Below are 21,168 nucleotides of genomic sequence, written 5' to 3'. Positions count from 1 at the left end.
TTGAAATTATATTTGCATCAAAACAAAAAGTTACAAAAATTTTAATTTAAAAACTTTTGTAACTTTTTGTTTTTTTATGTCCTTCTTATTATAAATTAAAGAAATGATTTTACCCTATACATTTCTTTTGCGTTATAAAAGTAAATCACAATAGTTACTATTGGCGTGTTATTTAACGTTAGGAAAGAGGAATCGCTATATGTCTTGAATAGGAGGGAGTTTGAAGTGCAAGCGAAAGCAGTGCAAATAGAAGAAATCTATCAAGAAATATTAGACGGTAAAAGAAGTAGGTTTCCACCGAATACATGGAAAGAAGATAGCAATAGAGAGCTATCTAAAAGGGTCACAAAATATTTAATTGAAACAATTTTAAAATGGAATGAAGAGGATATTAAACAAAAATGGAATACGCCTTTAATTATAAAATATCGATTACTCGGCGCGCTCAAACATAGTTATGATAATAGTCCCTATAAGATGATTGAAGACTTATATCCCAATAGATTTAAAGAGTGGGAGTTTGGTATGGCACCATTAAATTTTTGGACTAAAGAAAAAGCTCTTGAAGCATTAAAATGGACTGTTGAAGAAAAAGAAAAACTAAGTAAAGTAGAACTATTCAAATTCTATAGTAAAAAATGGTTAGAGAAAAATAAACTCAGTGCACCATTAGTTATGTATTGGAATGGTAGTCCTTATGCAATGATAAATTCTTTATATCCTAATAAATTTAAAGAGTGGGAATTTAGTATGACTCCTAACAATTTTTGGACTAAAGAAAAAGCATTGGTAGCATTAAGGTGGACTATTGAAGAAAAAGAAAAATTAACTTCTTTTCAATTATTACAAGTTTACAGTGTAAAATGGCTTACTATTCATAATTTAATTTCTCCTTGTCAAATATTCTGGAATAACAGTCCGTACGCCATGATCAATGACTTATATCCTGGTCAAAATAAAGAATGGGAATATAAATTCACACCTACCGGATTTTGGACTGAAAAAAAAGCATTAGAGGCGCTGAAGTGGACTATTGAAGAAAAGGAAAAACTAACAGAGGGGCAATTACTATCTATTTACACACAAAGATGGTTAATTAAACATAAGTTATGGACACCATTAAGAAGATATTGGAAGGGAAGTCCATACAATATGTTAAATACTTTATACCCCAATCGTTATGCAAAAGATATGTTAAAAGGTTATAAAAATAAATAATGATTATATTAGAAGTCTTACTTATATCATACAATATCAAGTTTAAGATAGAGTTAATGAACTCTTAACTTAATTATAGGAGCGAAATTATATGTCACCTTTACGAGATGAAGCATTAAAAATGCATAAAGAAAAACAGGGGAAGATTGGTGTTTATTCTAAAGTTAAAGTACAAAATTCAACAGATTTAAGTCTCGCTTACTCACCAGGTGTTGCTGAGCCATGCTTAGAGATTTATAAAGATGAAAGCAAAGTATATGATTATACAATGAAAGGGAATCTAGTTGGAGTTATATCTGATGGAACTGCAGTATTAGGTCTTGGGAATATTGGACCTAAAGCAGCTATGCCAGTGATGGAGGGAAAAGCTTTACTTTTCAAATCATTTGCTGAGATCGATGCTTTTCCTATTTGTTTAAACACTAATAATCCGGATAAGATTGTTGAGGTTGTTAAATTATTAGAACCAAATTTTGGTGGGATAAACTTAGAAGATATTGCAGCACCACAATGCTTTGAAATTGAGGAGCGCCTAAGAAAATCTTGTGATATTCCTGTTTTCCATGATGATCAACACGGTACAGCTATTGTAACGATTGCTGGCCTAATTAATGCACTTAAGTTAACAAATAAAAAAATTGAAGATGTGCAAATCGTTGTGAATGGTGCTGGTGCTGCTGGGATAGCGATTGTTAAGCTGTTACTTCATATGCATGTAAAAAATGTTATTTTGTGTGACACAAAAGGGATAATATATGAACAGCGACCTATTGGAATGAATGCGCTTAAAGAAGAAATAGCTCGTATTACAAATATAGAACAGAAGCGGGGAACATTAGCAGAGGCCCTTATTGATGCTGATGTATTTATTGGAGTATCAGCTGCAGATGTAGTTGATGAGGATATGATTCGTTCTATGAATCATAATCCTATTATTTTTGCCTTGGCTAACCCTACACCTGAAATTATGCCTAATAAAGCAAAAATAGCAGGAGCACTAGTAGTTGGTACAGGACGTTCTGATTTTCCTAATCAAGTAAATAATGTACTAGCTTTCCCCGGAGTTTTTCGTGGAGCTTTAGATGTACAAGCAAAAGAAATTAATGAAGAAATGAAGCTAGCAGCTGTTTATGCAATAGCTGAGTTAATTTCAGAAGAAGAGCTTCATGTCAACTATGTCATTCCAAATCCGTTTGATCCTAGGGTGGTGCCACATGTAGCATATGCTGTCGCACGTGCTGCAGTGGAAACCGGTGTTTCAAGAAAAAATATCAGCATGTCTGAAATTAAAAACAATCTATTCAGGTTAACAAAAGAGGTAAATATATTAAAATAAATATTTTTCTTAAGAAAATATTATGTAGTAAAGGTTATCTACTTAGTTCTTAGCGTATAAAAAGTTAAATTATGTGTATCTCCCTTTCTGATATTTGTAAAACGCATATATTTATTCCTTGTGAAGTATGAAAATTAACAAAGTCTTAAAAGGAGCGAGTTTAAATGATGATTGTTCTTCAGGTAGTTTTAGCAATTTTTATTGTAGTAGGGGGATTCATAAAAATTTTCCGTATATCTTTTCAGGTAGAACATTGGCGACAATATCAATATTCATTATGGTTTATGTCTATAATTGGTTTTATTGAAATTATTGGAGCAATAGGTATAATCGGTGGTATTTGGAATCAATACTTAGCGCTAGGAGCAAATACGTTATTAGCAGTTCTCATGGTCGGAGCCATTCATGCTCATATTTTTCGAGCAAAACAATCTATTTTAATGGCAATTCCTGCATTACTTTGTTTCATATTATCTATGGGGATAATTATTTGGAATTTAAATACATTTTTTTAAGGTTAACTATAAATTGTTAAAATAAGTAATTATTAGAGGGATGTGTAAGCTCTATTTAAAATGTTGAATAGTTAAAGATTATTAATTCATAAAAATTATCACCATTTTACTCTCGTTTTTAATAGTTCTATGAATAGAAAGTCTCTTCATTTTTTTAATGCATGCTTGTAAACGAAATACGAAAACATAACTCATTATAGGAAGGAGAATTTTGAAATTCTATTGATAAACCCAGTAATTGTAATAGCCCTTATTTAGAATAATAATTTCAAAATCAATAAAATTTAGAGTAGAAGGAGCAAGAGCAAATTATTATGAATAAACAAATAGGATTCATCGGATGTGGAAACATGGGTATTGCTATGATAGGTGGGATGATAAAAAAAAATATAGTTTCTCCAGATCAAATAATTTGTTCAGATTTAAACGTCAGTAATTTAAAAAATGCTAGTAATGAATATGGCATAACTATAACTACTAACAACAATGAAGTCGCTAACAGTGCTGACATTTTAATTTTATCAATCAAACCAGATTTATACTCATCGGTAATTAACCAAATAAAAGATCAAATAAAAAATGATGTAATCGTTGTAACTATTGCTGCAGGAAAAAGTATTAAGAGCACTGAGAATGAATTTGGTAGAAAGTTAAAGGTTGTTAGAGTAATGCCTAATACACCGGCACTTGTTGGAGAAGGAATGTCTGCGTTATGTTTTAATGAAATGGTTACAGAAAAAGATATAAAAGAGGTACTGAACATATTTAATATTTTCGGCCAGACGGAGGTCATAAATGAAAAACTAATGGATGTTGTTACATCTATTAGTGGTTCTTCTCCAGCATATGTGTATATGTTTATAGAAGCCATGGCAGATGCTGCTGTACTTGGCGGTATGCCGAGAAAACAAGCTTATAAATTTGCGGCTCAGGCTGTATTAGGTTCTGCAAAAATGGTATTGGAAACAGGAATACATCCAGGTGAATTGAAGGATATGGTTTGTTCTCCAAGTGGAACGACGATAGAAGCTGTAGTAACGCTAGAAGAAAAAGGTTTAAGAACAGCTATCATTTCAGCTATGAAACGTTGTACGCAAAAATCTATGGAAATGTCTAGTTTAACTAGTAAGTGAGAAGCGAATTTATATAATATTTCAAATCTATTTAATGTAAAAGAAATATTATGAGGCTAGTTAATAACTAAGTAAATTTATATACAACACTAACGAGAAGAACAAACCTTATTTTAAAGGGGATACAGAAAATATGAGTAATTTACTAAAAAAGAAATCCGTTACACAATTGTTAGAGCATAATCAAAGCAAGACTTTAACGAAAACATTAGGAGCATTTGATTTAATTATGTTAGGGGTAGGCTCGATAGTTGGAACGGGCGTTCTTGTGTTAACTGGATTAGTAGCAGCAAGAAATGCTGGTCCAGCAGTTGTTTTTTCATTTATACTTGCAGCAATTATATGTGGATTTATAGCATTATGTTACGCGGAAATTGCTTCTACACTCCCGGCGTCTGGTAGTGTATATACGTACTCATATGCAACAATTGGTGAGTTTGTTGCTCATCTAGTAGGTTGGTCATTGCTGTTAATATATATCGTGGCAACAGCGGCTGTCGCTGCTGGATGGACAGGCTATTTCCACAATTTAATAAAGGGATTTGGATTAGAGATACCTAAAGCTCTAGTAACGATTCCTTCGCATGGTGGTATTGTGAATCTACCAGCAGTAATCATTACATTGATATTAGCATGGATGTTATCCCGTGGTACAAGGGAAAGTAAACGAATCAATAATATAATGGTATTGATTAAAATTGGTATGATTTTGTTGTTTATTACAGTTGGTATATTCTATGTAAAACCAATGAACTGGATACCAATTGCACCATACGGTTTAAGTGGGGTTTTTACGGGTGGAGCAGCTATTTTATTCGCTTTCACAGGTTTTGATATATTAGCAACTTCAGCAGAAGAAGTAAAAGATCCGAAACGTAATCTTCCCATCGGTATTATTGCATCATTAATCATATGTACAATTATTTATGTTATGGTATGCCTTGTTATGACAGGAATGGTTTCCTATAAAGAATTAAATGTTCCTGAGGCAATGGCTTATGTAATGGAAGTTGTAGGACAAGGAAAAGTCGCTGGTGCAATTGCTGCAGGTGCTGTAATTGGCCTTATGGCTGTTATTTTTTCCAATATGTATGCGGCAACACGAGTATTCTTTGCAATGAGTCGTGATGGATTGTTACCGAAATCATTTGCGAAAGTTAATAAGAAAACTGGAGCACCCACTTTTATAACTGGATTAGCAGGAATAGGGAGCTCTATAATAGCTGGGTTTATTGATTTGAAAGAATTAGTTAATTTAGTTAATATCGGTAGTTTGGTGACGTTTGCGTTAGTTTGTCTATCAGTTATTATCCTTCGTAAATCACATCCAAATTTAAAACGTGGATTTATGGTACCTTTTGTACCTGTATTACCATGCGTTGCAATTGTATGCTGTGTGTTTTTAATGCTAAATTTACCGTTAAGGACATGGGTGTACTTTAGTATTTGGATTACTATTGGGGTAGTAGTATATTTCCTTTATTCGATAAAACACAGTAATTTAAATGAGGAAACGATCTCGAAATTACATGATAAAATTGCGAGATAATAACGATCGAAAATTTTATTAATAATCATATTGATAGTTGAGTAACATAGAAACAGTTTTTTGACATTTAGCAAGAGATAAAATAAGAGATGCTAGGGCAGCTAAGTACTTTTTTAGAAACTTTGCTTGTTTTTTACGATTTAACACTGCTAAGGAGAGAGAAGTATGAGTGAATTGCATTTTATGAGTATAGAAGAATTGGATAATAAATTAAAAAAATCTGACAGTGGTATTTATTTCATTAAAGACTATAATGACAATATTATTTATGTAGGCAAGGCTTTTAGTATAAAAAGTAGAGTATTAGCTCATTTTAATAGTTATTCCAATATTGAGGAATATGTACATTTATTTAATAAAGTAGCGTATCTCATTGAAGATAGTTTGTTAAAACGCTCTTTGTTACAAGTTACTTATATGATTAAATATAAACCAGTATTAAACAAAGAAGTACAAAAAGAATTCCCAGAGTTGTATACTCAATACATTAAGCAGACAAATAAAAAATCTATGTTGTTAGAAATTGATAAAGCTAAAGAAAAAGGGGATGAGTTAAAGAATAAATTAGTAAAATTAGTGGGTGGAAAAACTATGTTTTATGACATAATTTCTCTGTTAAACAATGGATATAACTATCATATCCTCGCAAAAGTATTGAGCATAGAACTTCAAACTTTAATTATAATGAAAGAATACCGAAAAAAATTCCCGATACCACATAATTATAAGAGGACAATAAAACATCAAGATATAATGTATGCTTTATCTGGAAAAAAGAATTTAAGTACTTCAAGGTTAAACACTTAACTTTAAAGTAGTAAATTCGTTGCTTTTGTAGCTTTTATAGCTTTTATTGTTATATTGAAATGCAATGTACATTTGTGTTTCAAATTTAATTGGTGGAATAAGGGGAGGGAAAGGGTTCCTATAAAAATACTGGAATAAATTAGGTTGATCATGCATAAATAGCATAATTAGGCACATGTTATTTATAAATATTCAAAGATACGAAAGTAATACAAATGAAATTCTTATTTCTGCTACTACAAGTACTATTGAGCAAATGAAGTATGAAAGTGCTTTTGAACTAGGGGTCACACTGGGACCTGATACATCACATCATCTGCAAATGGTTCGGATCGGTGGAGAGATTACAAAACGCTTAGTTCGAATAGCTGAAAAACAGTTAACAGGTCAATACAGACTACACTAAGAAAATAATCCGTATATATACGGATTATTTTTCCTTTAATTTACAAAAAAATAAATTTCGAAATTGAAAAAACCTCTCAGATTCCTTTGTAATAATATTTTTTAGTTATGTTAATGACGTAGGTATCGAAAGGTGATAAATTCGATACGAGTGATGTATGAACCCTTTAAAGAGTTTTGGTGTTATTTGCAATTTTAATTCCATAATACTTAAGCCGATATAATAAAATGTTTTATGTCTAAATCGATATAAAGGAATAGTTTTTAAGTGATATTTCTTTTTTTATAGAATAAGCAAAACCTGATATTGTAGTAAGAATTGTTTTGATGTCAATTTACTGTGCACCTTGGTTATTGAAGTTTTTGGTTGATTAACAACTATTGTATTTGGAAATTAATAATAAGTTTATCTCGCTATTTGCCGGGCAGTAAGACCCCGACCTCAAAATTCAGCGGAAGCAAAGAAGTTAGGTGGGGGATCAACTGTCCGTAAAAGCCCGATTGGTGTGGGCTAATAATCAGTGGGGATGAACAAAATCCCCACTGATTAAAGTTTCACTTTATGTGATGCGGTACTAAAACTATCTAGTTTGCTATTTTTAGTATTTGTAAAGTCTATATATATTTTCCTCTTTTGTGGAAAGTAAACTAATGTTGCGATCAGTAATATAGTGTCATTTTTTTTGAAAATTCCATTCGTTTTTTTATTTTTAGTTGATGAAAAGACCTTTCTCTCAATTAAATGTTTAGTTGAGTACTTGAATTTCCTCCACCTTGTACTTTTCAAAGCATAGTGCTTCAAAAATAGCCGTATCGCTTTCATCTGTTTCCAATTTCACAACTTCTTTATTATCTTTTTTTTAAAATTTGGAGCAAAATAGTTTTTCAGTTTCATATTTAAATTAGCAGTATTTATTTTTTTGAATTCAATTTGTATAAGTGATTGAATTGGAACTTTGACTGTTGTTTCTTGCGGTGGTACAGTATCTCCTGTTACTTTCGCTGTATTTTAAATCTTTTTCCAGCTTGGTCCTCGCATTGACTACCACTGTATTTTGTAGTATTTCACTGTTTTCTCAAGTTCAATAATTATATCTTGTAGAATTAAGAAAAGAACTTAACTTATTTCATTTACTTATCTACTCTGATGTTTAGATGCTAACTACAATTAAATAATATATGATTTTTATAAAAAAGATATAGTAATATTTTGTTATGAATTGTACTAATTTGATATTTTATAGTATTATTTGTCGTGAATTATATCTAACAGAATATATTTTATGGATCTATAAAGGAGAATGTAATGAATACTTCTATCGATATACAACACTTGTGTGATCTTGCACATAAAGCATTTAATGCCCCTGTACATATTTTATCTGCAGACAGAAAGATTTTATATCATTCTACATCTGATAATGTTTGTAGTCCTTTTTATTCTTCAAAAGAAGAACATCTTAGTGATATTTATCAAGAAAACGATCCCTTTAACTTGCCACTTTTCCGAAGTAACAACTATCTTGAAAATTTTGTTCTAATTCATATAGAAAATCATGATGATATTAAAGGGACTATTATAATCGGTCCTACTATACATCCAAAAGATTCAGATGATATGATCATAAAATTTCAGAAAGAATTTAAAGCAAATGATAACATTCAAGAAAGACTTGCATATTATCAGTGTTTATCTGAGATTAAAAAAACTACATTAATTGATATGGGAATTTTATTACATTACATGATTTTCAATGAAAAGTTAGATGTAGATATTGTCTTGGAAAAAAATAAAGTACTAGAGGAAATTCCTAATAAAAATGTGAAACCTGATTTATATATTTTAAAACGTCGACAAAACAAACCTAAAACGCACAATATGGCATTAGTAAATGATTTCTTTTCGACTATTAAAGAAGGGAATAAAAAAAAGTTAATACAGTATATGTATGCGGTTTCGCAAGAAGATGTTGAGCTTATGCTAATAGAGGATCCGCTCAGGAATCAAAAAAACCTTGGAATTATTGCGATTACCTTAGCCACTCGATATGCAATAGAAGGAAACCTGCCACCAGATATTGCTTTTGCTCATAGTATTTTATATATACAAACCCTGGAACAATTAGATAATGTAGAATCTGTAAAGCGATTGTCAGGGGATGCTTTACGTACTTTTGCAGATCGTGTGAAAGAATACAATGCAAAAAAGTATTCTTACGCGGTTACTACATGTATAAAACATATTAATAAAAATGTTTACGATGGAATATCTCTGAATGAACTTGCTAATCATTTAGAAATTACGCCTACTTATCTGTCTAAACTATTTAAAAAAGAAATGGGAATTACTTTAAGCGAATATATTCAAAGGGAACGAGTGGAAGAAGCAAAGAAATTATTAACACTCACTACTTATTCGTTATCAGATATCTGTGCGTGGCTTAACTTTAATGACCAAAGTTATTTTATAAGAGTTTTCAAAAAAAACACTAGCATGACTCCTAGGCAGTACCGTGAAAAATATACAGTAATATAAGCTTGTTATCTGCTGTCTCCAATGTAAAGACTTAAACATGGGTATAAGTATCCCCAAAAATGAAAATTCACTAACCATTATTTTGCTAAAGAAAACAAAAAGACAGAAGGCTGCAAAGTGTTTCAAGTAAGCTTTGCAGCCTTTTTGTAATTTAAAACCTACGTTTATAACGAAGATAAGTTTATAGACTAATATCTTCACATTATATATTTATTAATAAATATATAAGGATGTTTTGTAAAAAAATCAACAATATAACATATATTACTAAATATATCTACATTTTATGCAATTATACATAACTAAATAAAGGTAAAAAAGTATAAAAAGACCTATTATATTATTCTATAAGTATTTTTTCTAAAATAAAATTTCTTGGTTGAGCTAAAATAGTTATTTTTAACCGTATACACATTAATTTGTAATCATTACAATTACAGAAATGAAATTTACGAATAACTATATTTATATAATTTTTTCCGGTTCATATTTTTATTTAACAGTAAATTATCGAGCGTAATCGACAAAATTTTTCTATTTACGCATTAAAAATTTAATGTTTTAATGAACAACATAACTGGTATGACCAGACAGAAAGGAGAAGGTTACGCTAATAGGAATTATAGTGAAGTTGTAAGTAACATTATGTAGAGTATATTTTTCTGAATAGTGTATTTATTTACAAGAGGTCAAGAATCAAATTTGTAATAAACGTGTCCTAAGTTTCTGCATAACAAAAGTGAAGTTATTCCGCAATAAAAGTATAAGCGATGTACAGTATAATTTCACCTTTTGTTATCTAGTAAGGAGTTTGCTGACAAAACTAAGAGATATATTATTAAATTGAAATTAAACAATGTTATGGCAAGATTAACTGTAAGCATTGGTTTATTGATTCTCGCGGTTCTGTAGGTTAAACCGCAATTCTAGGGAAGAATTACACATTTACTATTCATAGGGTGCTTGATTCAAATATAGTTAATAAATTTTTGTTATTTATATTTGAAAAAATAGAGTATCGAAATGAGAGATAAGTAAAATCCTTACATCCTATTAGAAGTAAAAACTAACGATATTACCCTATCTGAAAGATTTCTCCTTCTTAACTAGTTTACAAAGAGAGAGGTCGTACAAGTTATATGAATTAAGTTATAAAAACAATGGTAAAGGAGTGTACAGAATGAAAACTAAAATAATTACAGGATTATTAGTCACATCCATTGTAACTGGAGGAAATATTCCTATCAATACTCTCGCAACACCAATCGTTCAAGCGGAAACTCAACAGGAAGGCATGGATATTTCCTCTTCATTACGAAAATTAGGTGCGCAATCTAAATTAATTCAAACGTATATTGATCAATCTTTAATGAGTCCTAATGTACAGTTAGAGGAAGTCACAGCTTTAAATACAAATCAATTCCTAATCAAACAAGATATGAAGGAATGGTCATCGGAACTCTATCCACAGTTAATTCTATTAAATTCAAAAAGTAAAGGATTTGTAACAAAATTTAATAGCTATTACCCGACATTAAAATCGTTTGTAGACAATAAAGAAGATAGAGAAGGGTTTTCGGATAGACTTGAAGTACTTCAAGAAATGGCTATGACGAATCAAGAAAATACGCAACGGCAAATCAATGAATTAACAGATCTTAAATTACAGCTTGATAAAAAATTAAAAGATTTTGATACCAATGTGGCAACTGCTCAAGGCATACTAAGTACAGACGGAACAGGAAAAATAGACCAGTTAAAAAATGAAATATTAAATACCAAAAAAGCAATTCAAAATGATTTACAGCAAATTGCATTAATACCAGGGGCTTTAAATGAACAGGGATTTGCTATATTCAAAGAAGTTTATAGTCTTTCAAAAGAAATTATTGAACCAGCTGCGCAAGCAGGGGTGGCAGCGTATAACAAAGGAAAAGAAATTAACAACTCTATTCTAGAAGCTGAGAAAAAAGCAGTGCAAGAAGCAACAGAGCAAGGTAAAACTGCTCTAGAGATTGAATCAGCAAAAAAAGCAGCTCGTGAAGCAATTGAGAAAAGCAAACAAGGTGAAATAGCAGCCGCAGCTGCAGCAAAAACACAAGAGTATGACCTAATGAAGGTCATTGATACCGAAAAGATTAAGAAAACATTTGGCGTTTTTGCTGAAGTAAATAAATTAACAGCAGAACAGCGAGCATATTTAGATGATTTAGAGAAACAAAATCAAAAAATATATGATTTAACAACGAAATTATCAATAGCTGATTTACAAAAATCAATGCTTCTTCTTACACAAAATGATTTGCATACGTTTGCAAATCAAGTAGATGTAGAACTTGATCTACTAAAGCGCTATAAAGAAGATTTAAATCTAATAAAAAATAGCATTACAAAATTATCTACTAATGTTGATACAACTAGCGAGCAGTCTCAAAAAGATACATTAAGACAATTAAAAAATGTAATAAGTTACCTTGAAGAACAAGTATATAAATTTTAATATTGCGTTTTTTCGGAATTCATAAAGATTATAAGCATTTAGCGAAAGAAGGAGAATAGTCATGAAAAAATTTCCATTCAAAGTACTAACTTTAGCTACATTAGCAACTGTTATAACTGCTACTACCGGTAACACTATTCATGCATTTGCACAAGAAACGACTGCTCAAGAACAAAAAGTAGGCAATTATGCATTAGGCCCCGAAGGACTGAAGAAAGCATTGGCTGAAACAGGGTCTCATATTCTAGTAATGGATTTATACGCAAAAACAATGATTAAGCAACCAAATGTAAATTTATCTAATATCGATTTAGGCTCAGAGGGGGGAGAGTTGCTCAAAAATATTCACCTTAATCAAGAGCTGTCACGAATCAATGCGAATTACTGGTTAGATACAGCGAAGCCACAGATTCAAAAAACTGCTCGTAATATTGTAAATTACGATGAACAATTTCAAAATTATTACGACACATTAGTAGAAACTGTACAAAAGAAAGATAAGGCAGGTCTAAAAGAGGGTATAAATGATTTAATTACTACAATCAATACAAATTCAAAAGAAGTTACAGATGTGATTAAGATGCTACAAGACTTCAAAGGGAAACTATATCAAAATTCTACAGATTTTAAAAATAATGTTGGTGGTCCAGATGGGAAAGGTGGATTAACTGCAATATTAGCAGGTCAACAGGCAACGATTCCACAACTTCAAGCTGAAATTGAGCAACTTCGTTCTACTCAGAAAAAACATTTTGATGATGTATTAGCATGGTCAATTGGTGGTGGATTGGGAGCAGCTATTTTAGTTATTGCAGCTATTGGAGGAGCGGTAGTTATTGTTGTAACTGGCGGTACAGCAACACCGGCTGTTGTTGGTGGACTTTCAGCTCTTGGTGCAGCTGGTATCGGTCTAGGAACTGCGGCTGGTGTCACAGCATCTAAGCATATGGACTCCTATAATGAAATTTCTAACAAAATCGGAGATTTAAGTATGAAAGCAGATCGTGCTAATCAAGCAGTTCTTTCGCTTACTAACGCGAAAGAAACATTGGCATATTTATATCAGACTGTAGATCAAGCGATATTGTCTCTAACAAATATTCAAAAGCAATGGAATACAATGGGCGCAAATTATACAGATTTACTGGATAATATCGATTCTATGCAAGATCACAAATTCTCTTTAATACCAGATGATTTAAGAGCCGCTAAAGAAAGTTGGAATGATATTCATAAAGATGCAGAATTCATTTCAAAAGATATTGCTTTTAAACAGGAGTAGAACTGAAATTTAAAACCTAAATTGGAGGAAAATGAAATGATAAAAAAAATCCCTTACAAATTACTCGCTGTATCGACGCTATTAACTATTACAACTGCTAATGTAGTTTCACCAGTAACAACTTTTGCAAGTGAAATTGAACAAACGAACAATGAAAATACAGCTCTTTCTGCAAATGAAGCGAGAATGAAAGAGACCTTGCAAAAGGCTGGATTATTTGCAAAATCTATGAATGCCTATTCTTATATGTTAATTAAGAATCCTGATGTGAATTTTGAGGGAATTACCATTAATGGATATGTAGATTTACCTGGTAGAATCGTACAAGATCAAAAGAATGCAAGGGCACATGCTGTTACTTGGGATACGAAAGTAAAAAAACAGCTTTTAGATACATTGAATGGTATTGTTGAATACGATACAACATTTGACAATTATTATGAAACAATGATTGAGGCGATTAATACAGGGGATGGAGAAACTTTAAAAGAAGGGATTACAGATTTGCGGGGTGAAATTCAACAAAATCAAAAGTATGCACAACAACTAATAGAAGAATTAACTAAATTAAGAGACGCTATTGGACACGATGTTAGAGCATTTGGAAGTAATAAAGAGCTCTTGCAGTCAATTTTAAAAAATCAAGGTGCAGATGTTGATGCCGATCAAAAGCGTCTAGAAGAAGTATTAGGATCAGTAAACTATTATAAACAATTAGAATCTGATGGGTTTAATGTAATGAAAGGTGCTATTTTGGGTCTACCAATAATTGGCGGTATTATAGTGGGAGTAGCAAGGGATAATTTAGGTAAGTTAGAGCCTTTATTAGCAGAATTACGTCAGACCGTGGATTATAAAGTAACCTTAAACCGTGTAGTTGGAGTTGCTTACAGTAATATTAATGAAATGCACAAGGCGCTTGATGATGCCATTAACGCTCTTACTTATATGTCCACGCAGTGGCATGATTTAGATTCTCAATATTCGGGCGTTCTAGGGCATATTGAGAATGCAGCTCAAAAAGCCGATCAAAATAAATTTAAATTCTTAAAACCTAATTTAAATGCAGCGAAAGACAGTTGGAAAACATTACGAACAGATGCTGTTACATTAAAAGAAGGAATAAAGGAATTAAAAGTGGAAACTGTTACTCCACAAAAATAGGGAAATATTAATTCTGTTGTAAAGTGAACTAAAACATGGAAAGTCTATGATTACAATGTTAAACAGAAAAGTAATAATTAATAAATCCTTATATAACAGAAGGCGGAGTCTCATTAAAGACTTCGCCTTTCAATTATATATAAGTATGATTCGAATAAAAAATAACCTTGTAGTTTAATTGCTTTTTTAAAATTTGCAACAGAATCGGTTAATTTGAAGTAGATTATATACATTTTCTTTAATACTTAATGATTTGAAGGCTGCTAAAGAAAGTTCAAACGATACTGATAAAAGATGTAGAACTCATTTTGAAAGACATCGCTTTTTAATAAGATTAGAACTTGAAACCATACCTTATATAGGAGGAATACGAAATGATGAAAAAAATCTCTAATAAACTACTCGCTGTATCAGCGTTTATAACTATAACAACTACTTATGCAGTCATACCAATAGAAACTTTTGCAATTGAAATTGAACAAACGAACATTGAAAATATATCTCTTTCAGCAAATGAAGAACAGATGAAAAAAGCTTTGCAAGATGCTGGTTTATTTGCAAAATCTATGAATGAATATTCTTATTTGCTAATTAATAATCCAGATGTGAGTTTTGAAGGAATAACTATTAATGGAAATGCGGATTTACCTAGTAAAATTGTACAAGATCAAAAGAATGCAAGAGCACATGCTGTTACATGGAATACACAAGTAAAAAAACAGCTTTTAGATACATTGACAGGCATTATAGAATACGATACAAAATTTGAAAATTATTATGAAACATTAGTAGAGGCGATCAATACTGGAAATGGAGATACTTTAAAAAAAGGGATTACAGATTTACAGGGAGGAATTCAACAAAATCAAAAGTCTGCAAAAGCATTAATAGAAGAATTAATGCAATTAAAGAATGCTATTGGAGAAGATGTTAGAACATTTGGAAGTCATAAAGAGACATTGCAATCGATTTTAAAAAACCAAGGTGCCGATGTGGAGGCTGACCAAAAGCGTCTAGAGGACCTTTTAGGACAAGTAAAATATCAGAAAGACATAGAATCTAAGGGGTTAGACATGGTGAAAATCCCCTTTATTCCAACCTTGATTGCTGGTGGCATAATGATAGGTGATGCAAGAGGTAAGTTAGGTTGGCTAGAACCTGAATTAGCAAAATTGCGTCAGACTGTAGATTATAAAATAACATTGAATCGTGTAGTTGGAGTTGCATTTCATAATATTAGTGATATGCATAGTATGCTTGATAGTGCTATCACTGCTCTTACTTATATGTCTACGCAATGGGAGGATTTAGATTCTCAATATTCGGGTGTACTGGGACATATTGATAAAGCTGATCAAAAAGCTGATCAAAATAAATATAAATTCTTAACCCCTAGCTTGAATGCAGCGAAAAACAGTTGGAAAACATTAAAAACAGATGTTGTCACTTTGCAAGAAGGGATAAAAATTGCAGAGAAAAAAGAACAGGATTTTTTGAATCAGCTTCGTCCATCAAACGTTTTCTACTTTTATAAAAAAATTCATAACGCATACACTTTTGAAATAAAGACTGGAACAAATGCGCCAAATGCGTCTTATAAAGTTATGAATTTAACGAAAAACACTGTTCATAATATGTGGAGTGGAGGGGCTAATACTAACATGTGGGCTGATTGGCTTTCATTCAATCCAAATGATGAATTTGCGGTAGTAGCAGTAGTGGATGGTAAAGAATATGTTGTGTATAAAGACAAAGTACAAAATATAATGAACTGAATCTGAAAGTAACGAAGTAATTGGAGCTGGAGAATAAACTAGACACCAAGTTAATCGAAAAATCTCCTTATATCCTAGAATATTTTGCTCAAGAAAAAGAATTTGTTCAGCGAAAAAGTAAATATTGAACCAAGGAGTTAGTTGTATTATGTGTATGGTTTTACCGAAAGGTTTCAAGTACATTACCCATACAATTATGTAGTTATCCTGAAGCATCTACAGGTGTTCTTATCGACCTTGAAGAACTACTTAGCTTCCTAAGTGGAGTGATTTTATGCAAAATTAAGTGAACGTTTTTGTATATAGATTAGTTGACATTCATATAGATTTTTTCCATTTTCAAAGATAGTTTTGTTTTTTATGTTATTTTTCAAAAATTACTGCTGAAATTTCTATATTCATGACTCAGCATATAATCATTGTTTGATGAAATGACATACCACGTCCCTTAGAGTTTCATACGTATTACGATAACTTAAAGAAAAAAGATAATAGTAGTCAACGGTTACTATTATCTTTTTTGAACTATTTTTCATTAAAATATCCCATCTGCTGTGTTCCTTATTTACTTTTCCAGATTTTATCCTAGTTTAAAATTTATGCATTTGAACTGTTTATACAATTTGTAGGATTTTTAGCTTTTTTGTCGAATACACTTAATGCAAGGAGGGACATTACATGATTATTAAAGATTATTTCATCAACCTTTCTATTTTTTCTTTATTAGTTAGCGCAGCAATATTTATTCAAGTGTTTACAATTAATTCTAGTCGATATTTCGAAAAGCTCTATGGAGGGATTATTGCAGTTACGTTAATGTTCTTTTCTTTTCCATACATGGGATTTTCTTACGATCTTCGAGTTGTTCCTCTTATTCTATCTTTTATTTACTTTGGTCGTATTGCTGGTTGGATTACGCTAATTAGCATAATATTAATGCGTATTTTTTACATTGGAGAGTATTGGGAACCTCCTGTGATTGCTTATTTATGTATGGGGATTCTATTTTCTACTTTTAAAACTTATTTTAAAAAACTACATCCTTTTAAAAGTGCATCGTTATATTTTTCTGTTTTTATTGGAATAAAGTGGTTAGTTGGCGTATTATTTAATACTACATTACTTTACACAGGAGGCCTATTATATATAGCGTTAGGACTTTTAATTGGGCTATTTCTTATGGAAGCCTACCAGAGATTGTATTATTTAACACAGGACTTATCTAAAATGAATCGAGAATTAAAAAAATCGAAGCAAGAACTTGCAGATACCGTACATGAGCTTCAAGGAGGAATTTTTAAATTTAAAAAAGTGGATAAGCACTTTATACACACTTTATGTGATGGACAGTTTTATTATCAAAACGGATTTTATTCTGAACAGGTGGTAGGAAAAAGCTTACGTACTATTGATGCTTCTATTGTTCCTCCACATTTAGTTCCACAATTGATGAAGTACTATCTTCAGGCATGGGAAGGAAAAGAAATTATATTTGAATTACCTTGGCCAAATGATAAAACTATTATTCTTATTGCGCTTAGGCCGATTAAACGAAATGGACAAGTTATTGAAGTTGTTGGTTCTACAGTTGATATAACCGAAAGAAAAAAGGTAGAATCAGAATTAAGCGCTACCAAAGAATTATTGGAATCATTTATAAAGCACAATCTAGATGCTATTACCATTTCTGATCGAGAAGGGCATATTTTACAAGCCAACAAAGCTTATGAAAAGATATTTGGGTGGTCATCACAAGAAATCATAGGTAAGAGATTACCTTGTGTACCAGATTTTTTAATGGAAGAATCACTTGAAAATATTCAGAAAATTCTAACAGGAGAATCGGTGGTTACTAGATTAGAAACTGTTAGACAACGGAGCGATGGGAGTCTTCTTGATATCAGTCTGACAGTTTCTCCTATACTAGATGTAAGAGGAAATGTGATAGCTTTATCAGCAATATGTAGAGACATCTCTGAAAGAAAACAAGCAGAAAGAGAACGACATCGATTACACCAGCAATTAAGAGATAGTGAAATGAAGTACCGTGCACTAATTGAACAAGCAACTGATGCGGTATATGTAGTAGAGCTAAATGAAGATAATGCTCCAAGTCGATTTATTGAGGTAAACCCTGTTGGGTGTAGAAGATTTGGATATAGTAGAGAAGAGTTGCTCTCATTATCATTTTCAAATATAGTACCACAAGATTCTCAAATGATCGTAAGGCTATTAGAAAAAATTAAAAAGGGAGAAACTTCCTTCACTTTGCAAGATGAATATGTTTTTCCAACAGGAAAAGTAATAACAACTGAGTTTAGTGTTCGTGTTTTTAACTTAAATGGTAAAAAGGTTTTCCTAAGTATTTCTCGTGATATCACTGAACGGCTAAAAACAGAAGAATTATTACGAAAATCTGAAAAACTTGCTGTTGTAGGACAATTAGCGACTGTAATGGCTCATGAGATTAATAATCCATTAACTGCAATGAAAGGGTTCATACAATTACTAAAATCAACGGAAAATGAGAATAATCAGGGTTATATTAATATAATATCATCAGAGATTGAGCGTATAGAGAGCATTACAACTGAATTTATGGCGGTAGCCAAACCACAGGTGGTAAAAATGCAACCTAATAATATGAGTGTGCTAATGGATCAAGTTTTAATGCTACTACAACCTCAAGCAATGATGAATAATATAAAATTTAGAATCGATCTTAACCCTGGTATTCCATTGATTTCATGTGAAGGAAATCAATTAAAACAAGTATTTGTTAATATATTAAAAAATGCAATTGAATCTATGCCGATGGGAGGGGAAATTCTGATTCAAATAAATATACTTGATAATAATCAAGTAAGCATTCGTTTTATCGATCAAGGGTGTGGGATTCCAAAAGAACGTATACCATACCTCGGAGAACCTTTTTATAGTATTAAAGAAGAGGGGATTGGCTTAGGATTAATGATCTGTTATAAAATCATTGAAACACATCAGGGAAAGATATTTATTAAGAGTGAAATGAATAAGGGGACTACAGTTGAAGTCACTCTCCCTATTTGTACACTTCAAAATTAAGATATTCTCTTACTGAAATTTTTTAAGAAACCATACAGAATGTAATGCCAATGTTACTTAATGAAATAATAAAGAGAAGAACACTGGTAAATGTACCCTATAGAATAGACACTTGAAAAAGCCTGTTATAAGAACATCCTTTCTTTAGAACCAAAAGAAAGGATGTTTTTAATATTGTAATTTTTCTTGGAGACATTTCAAATTTTTACTTGTAATACATTTTTTAACTAATTTTGGTTAAGTTAGTTAAAAAGGCATTATTTTTAAGGAGCATATTGACATATAAATATCCCTCATTTTTAAAATAGAAATTTCTAAAAACTATATATAGGTTCTTTTTGAAAGGAAGGGTATTATCAATTGAAACCACATGAAAAAGTACCTGTTCACTCTATAAAATCTTTGCAGGAATTAATGCAATTACTAAAAAAATCTAAAGATTTTATAACGTTGGAGATTGCTTCAAACAAATCCTCTATAGTCATTTCATATTTTAGAACCTTAATCGATGTAAATATATTTCATGAAGAGGTTTTAACTTATATAAAAGAGAAGAGCTTCGATTCATTACAAGATATTCGGTCTGTCTTACCCTTTGAAAATTCAAAAATAACAAATCAAATGGAAGATATTCAGGATAGTATTTTAAACGGCTATATACTTATTCAGTTCGATACAGATAAATTAAATGGCTTGTTAATCAATGTGGCAAAGAAAGAAAAAAGAGATATTACAAAAGCTGAAATTGAATACAATATCGTGGGTCCACAAATCGCGTTTGTTGAAGATTTAGATGTAAACTTAAATTTAGTACGTAGAAAGCTTCCAACACCTTATTTACAAATGAAGGAATTGAAAGTAGGCTCTCTATCTAACACAACCGTTGCGATTGTATATATTGAGGGAATTGTAAATGATCAAAATCTACAAGAAATTATAAAAAGGGTGAGTCTAATAAAAACAGACCACGTTTTGGATAGCACGTATTTGATGCAGTTAATTGCAGACAACCCGAATTCTATATTTCCTCAATTTTTGAATACAGAACGACCAGACCGTGTAGCAGCTGTATTGGCAGAAGGGAAAATTGCACTTTTTGTAGATGGCTCACCTTATGCAATCACTCTTCCAACAACATTAATTGACTTTTTTTCTACGACAGAAGATTACACCATGCCTTGGATTATTGCCTCTTTTTTTCGTCTATTAAGGCTTTTTGCTTTTATGTTTTCTGTCTTAACGACTCCATTATATGTTGCAATCTTAACATATCATTACGAGCTTATTCCAAAAGAACTTCTTGAAACGTTAATCATATCGAGAAGTAAAGTACCTTTTCCTCCATTAATTGAAGCGCTTTTTTTAGAAATAACGATTGAATTACTGAGAGAAGCGGGGGCACGTTTACCAACTAAAGTGGGTCTAACTGTCGGTATAGTAGGGGGTATTGTAATTGGACAGGCATCTGTAGAGGCAAGTCTTACAAGTAATGTACTTATTATTATTGTTGCACTTTCAGCTCTTAGCTCATTTACAGCACCAATATATCGAATTGGTAATACAATTCGAGTAATTCGTTTTCCTTTTATAATATCTGCACACCTGTTGGGTTTATTAGGAATTGTTTTAACAAGCTCTTTGCTTTTAGCACGTTTATTACGTACAGAATCATTAAGACGTCCTTATTTGTTTCCTTTTTATCCTACACGCCTTACAGATTGGAAAGACAGCATTATCCGTTTGCCGATCTCAGCGATGTTTCGACGTCCTATTTTTTCAAGATCTAAACAGCGTTTTCGTTTTAATCCAGAAGAGGTAGAGAAAAATAAAATCAAATCACGAAATGATTTTGATGATTGAAATT

General features: G+C 31.4%; 14 protein-coding genes and 2 pseudogenes. 15 read left to right on the top strand and 1 reads right to left on the bottom strand.

Going from position 1 to position 21,168, the window contains the following annotated elements; translation table 11 throughout:
- Positions 1 to 225: 225 nt before the first annotated feature.
- The 7 genes from ACTFR3_RS03150 to ACTFR3_RS03120 all read left to right on the top strand — a co-directional run bounded on the left by ACTFR3_RS03150 (position 226) and on the right by ACTFR3_RS03120 (position 6,964).
- Entirely contained in the window at positions 226 to 1,218 is a 993-nt protein-coding gene (locus ACTFR3_RS03150; RefSeq protein ID WP_001148033.1) for a DUF4046 domain-containing protein, read from the top strand.
- 91 nt (positions 1,219 to 1,309) lie between these two features.
- Positions 1,310 to 2,554, top strand: coding sequence for an NAD(P)-dependent malic enzyme (locus ACTFR3_RS03145; protein ID WP_000074778.1), 1,245 nt, complete (start codon positions 1,310 to 1,312; stop codon positions 2,552 to 2,554).
- 164 nt (positions 2,555 to 2,718) lie between these two features.
- Positions 2,719 to 3,069 carry a DoxX family protein gene (locus ACTFR3_RS03140; protein WP_048527821.1) on the top strand — a complete coding sequence of 117 codons (351 nt, stop codon included), beginning with the start codon at positions 2,719 to 2,721 and terminating at the stop codon, positions 3,067 to 3,069.
- Positions 3,070 to 3,383: 314 nt separating this feature from the next.
- Complete coding sequence (gene proC / locus ACTFR3_RS03135) at positions 3,384 to 4,202, top strand: pyrroline-5-carboxylate reductase (RefSeq protein WP_440041544.1); 819 nt, start codon at positions 3,384 to 3,386, stop codon at positions 4,200 to 4,202.
- A gap of 133 nt (positions 4,203 to 4,335) precedes the next feature.
- Positions 4,336 to 5,751: an amino acid permease gene (locus ACTFR3_RS03130; protein ID WP_000067450.1), complete on the top strand. Its 1,416-nt coding sequence runs from the start codon at positions 4,336 to 4,338 to the stop codon at positions 5,749 to 5,751.
- Between the two features lie 165 nt (positions 5,752 to 5,916).
- Positions 5,917 to 6,558, top strand: coding sequence for an excinuclease ABC subunit C (locus ACTFR3_RS03125; protein WP_001292163.1), 642 nt, complete (start codon positions 5,917 to 5,919; stop codon positions 6,556 to 6,558).
- Positions 6,559 to 6,733: 175 nt separating this feature from the next.
- Positions 6,734 to 6,964, top strand: coding sequence for an alpha/beta-type small acid-soluble spore protein (locus ACTFR3_RS03120; RefSeq protein ID WP_000897407.1), 231 nt, complete (start codon positions 6,734 to 6,736; stop codon positions 6,962 to 6,964).
- A 745-nt stretch (positions 6,965 to 7,709) separates the two neighbouring features.
- Here ACTFR3_RS03120 and ACTFR3_RS03115 read toward each other — a convergent pair.
- A pseudogene (locus ACTFR3_RS03115) lies at positions 7,710 to 7,839 on the bottom strand (peptidase).
- A gap of 430 nt (positions 7,840 to 8,269) precedes the next feature.
- On the opposite strand from ACTFR3_RS03115, the gene ACTFR3_RS03110 reads away from it, so the two are divergent.
- The 8 genes and pseudogenes from ACTFR3_RS03110 (at position 8,270) to ACTFR3_RS03075 (ending at position 21,164) form a co-directional block, all read left to right on the top strand.
- A complete protein-coding gene (locus ACTFR3_RS03110; RefSeq protein WP_001097906.1) occupies positions 8,270 to 9,499 on the top strand; it encodes a helix-turn-helix domain-containing protein in 1,230 nt (409 codons plus the stop codon).
- 1,180 nt (positions 9,500 to 10,679) lie between these two features.
- A complete protein-coding gene (hblC, locus tag ACTFR3_RS03105) occupies positions 10,680 to 11,999 on the top strand; it encodes a hemolytic enterotoxin HBL lytic component L2 (protein ID WP_078401515.1) in 1,320 nt (439 codons plus the stop codon).
- A 61-nt stretch (positions 12,000 to 12,060) separates the two neighbouring features.
- A complete protein-coding gene (gene hblD / locus ACTFR3_RS03100; protein ID WP_400154704.1) occupies positions 12,061 to 13,281 on the top strand; it encodes a hemolytic enterotoxin HBL lytic component L1 in 1,221 nt (406 codons plus the stop codon).
- A gap of 36 nt (positions 13,282 to 13,317) precedes the next feature.
- Entirely contained in the window at positions 13,318 to 14,445 is a 1,128-nt protein-coding gene (gene hblA, locus ACTFR3_RS03095) for a hemolysin BL binding component B (protein WP_400154705.1), read from the top strand.
- A gap of 374 nt (positions 14,446 to 14,819) precedes the next feature.
- On the top strand, positions 14,820 to 16,220 hold the full coding sequence (gene hblB / locus ACTFR3_RS03090) for a hemolysin BL regulatory component HblB (protein WP_440044150.1): 1,401 nt from the start codon (positions 14,820 to 14,822) through the stop codon (positions 16,218 to 16,220).
- 20 nt (positions 16,221 to 16,240) lie between these two features.
- A pseudogene (locus ACTFR3_RS03085) lies at positions 16,241 to 16,468 on the top strand (hypothetical protein); the annotation flags it as partial.
- 430 nt (positions 16,469 to 16,898) lie between these two features.
- A complete protein-coding gene (locus ACTFR3_RS03080) occupies positions 16,899 to 19,304 on the top strand; it encodes a PAS domain S-box protein (protein ID WP_440044149.1) in 2,406 nt (801 codons plus the stop codon).
- Positions 19,305 to 19,664: 360 nt separating this feature from the next.
- Positions 19,665 to 21,164: a spore germination protein gene (locus ACTFR3_RS03075; RefSeq protein WP_102956894.1), complete on the top strand. Its 1,500-nt coding sequence runs from the start codon at positions 19,665 to 19,667 to the stop codon at positions 21,162 to 21,164.
- Positions 21,165 to 21,168 lie beyond the last annotated feature (4 nt).

The sequence above is a fragment of the Bacillus cereus group sp. MYBK14-1 genome, from assembly GCF_051916885.1.
GTDB lineage: Bacteria > Bacillota > Bacilli > Bacillales > Bacillaceae_G > Bacillus_A > Bacillus_A cereus.
This window is presented reverse-complemented; position numbering and strand designations above follow the sequence as displayed.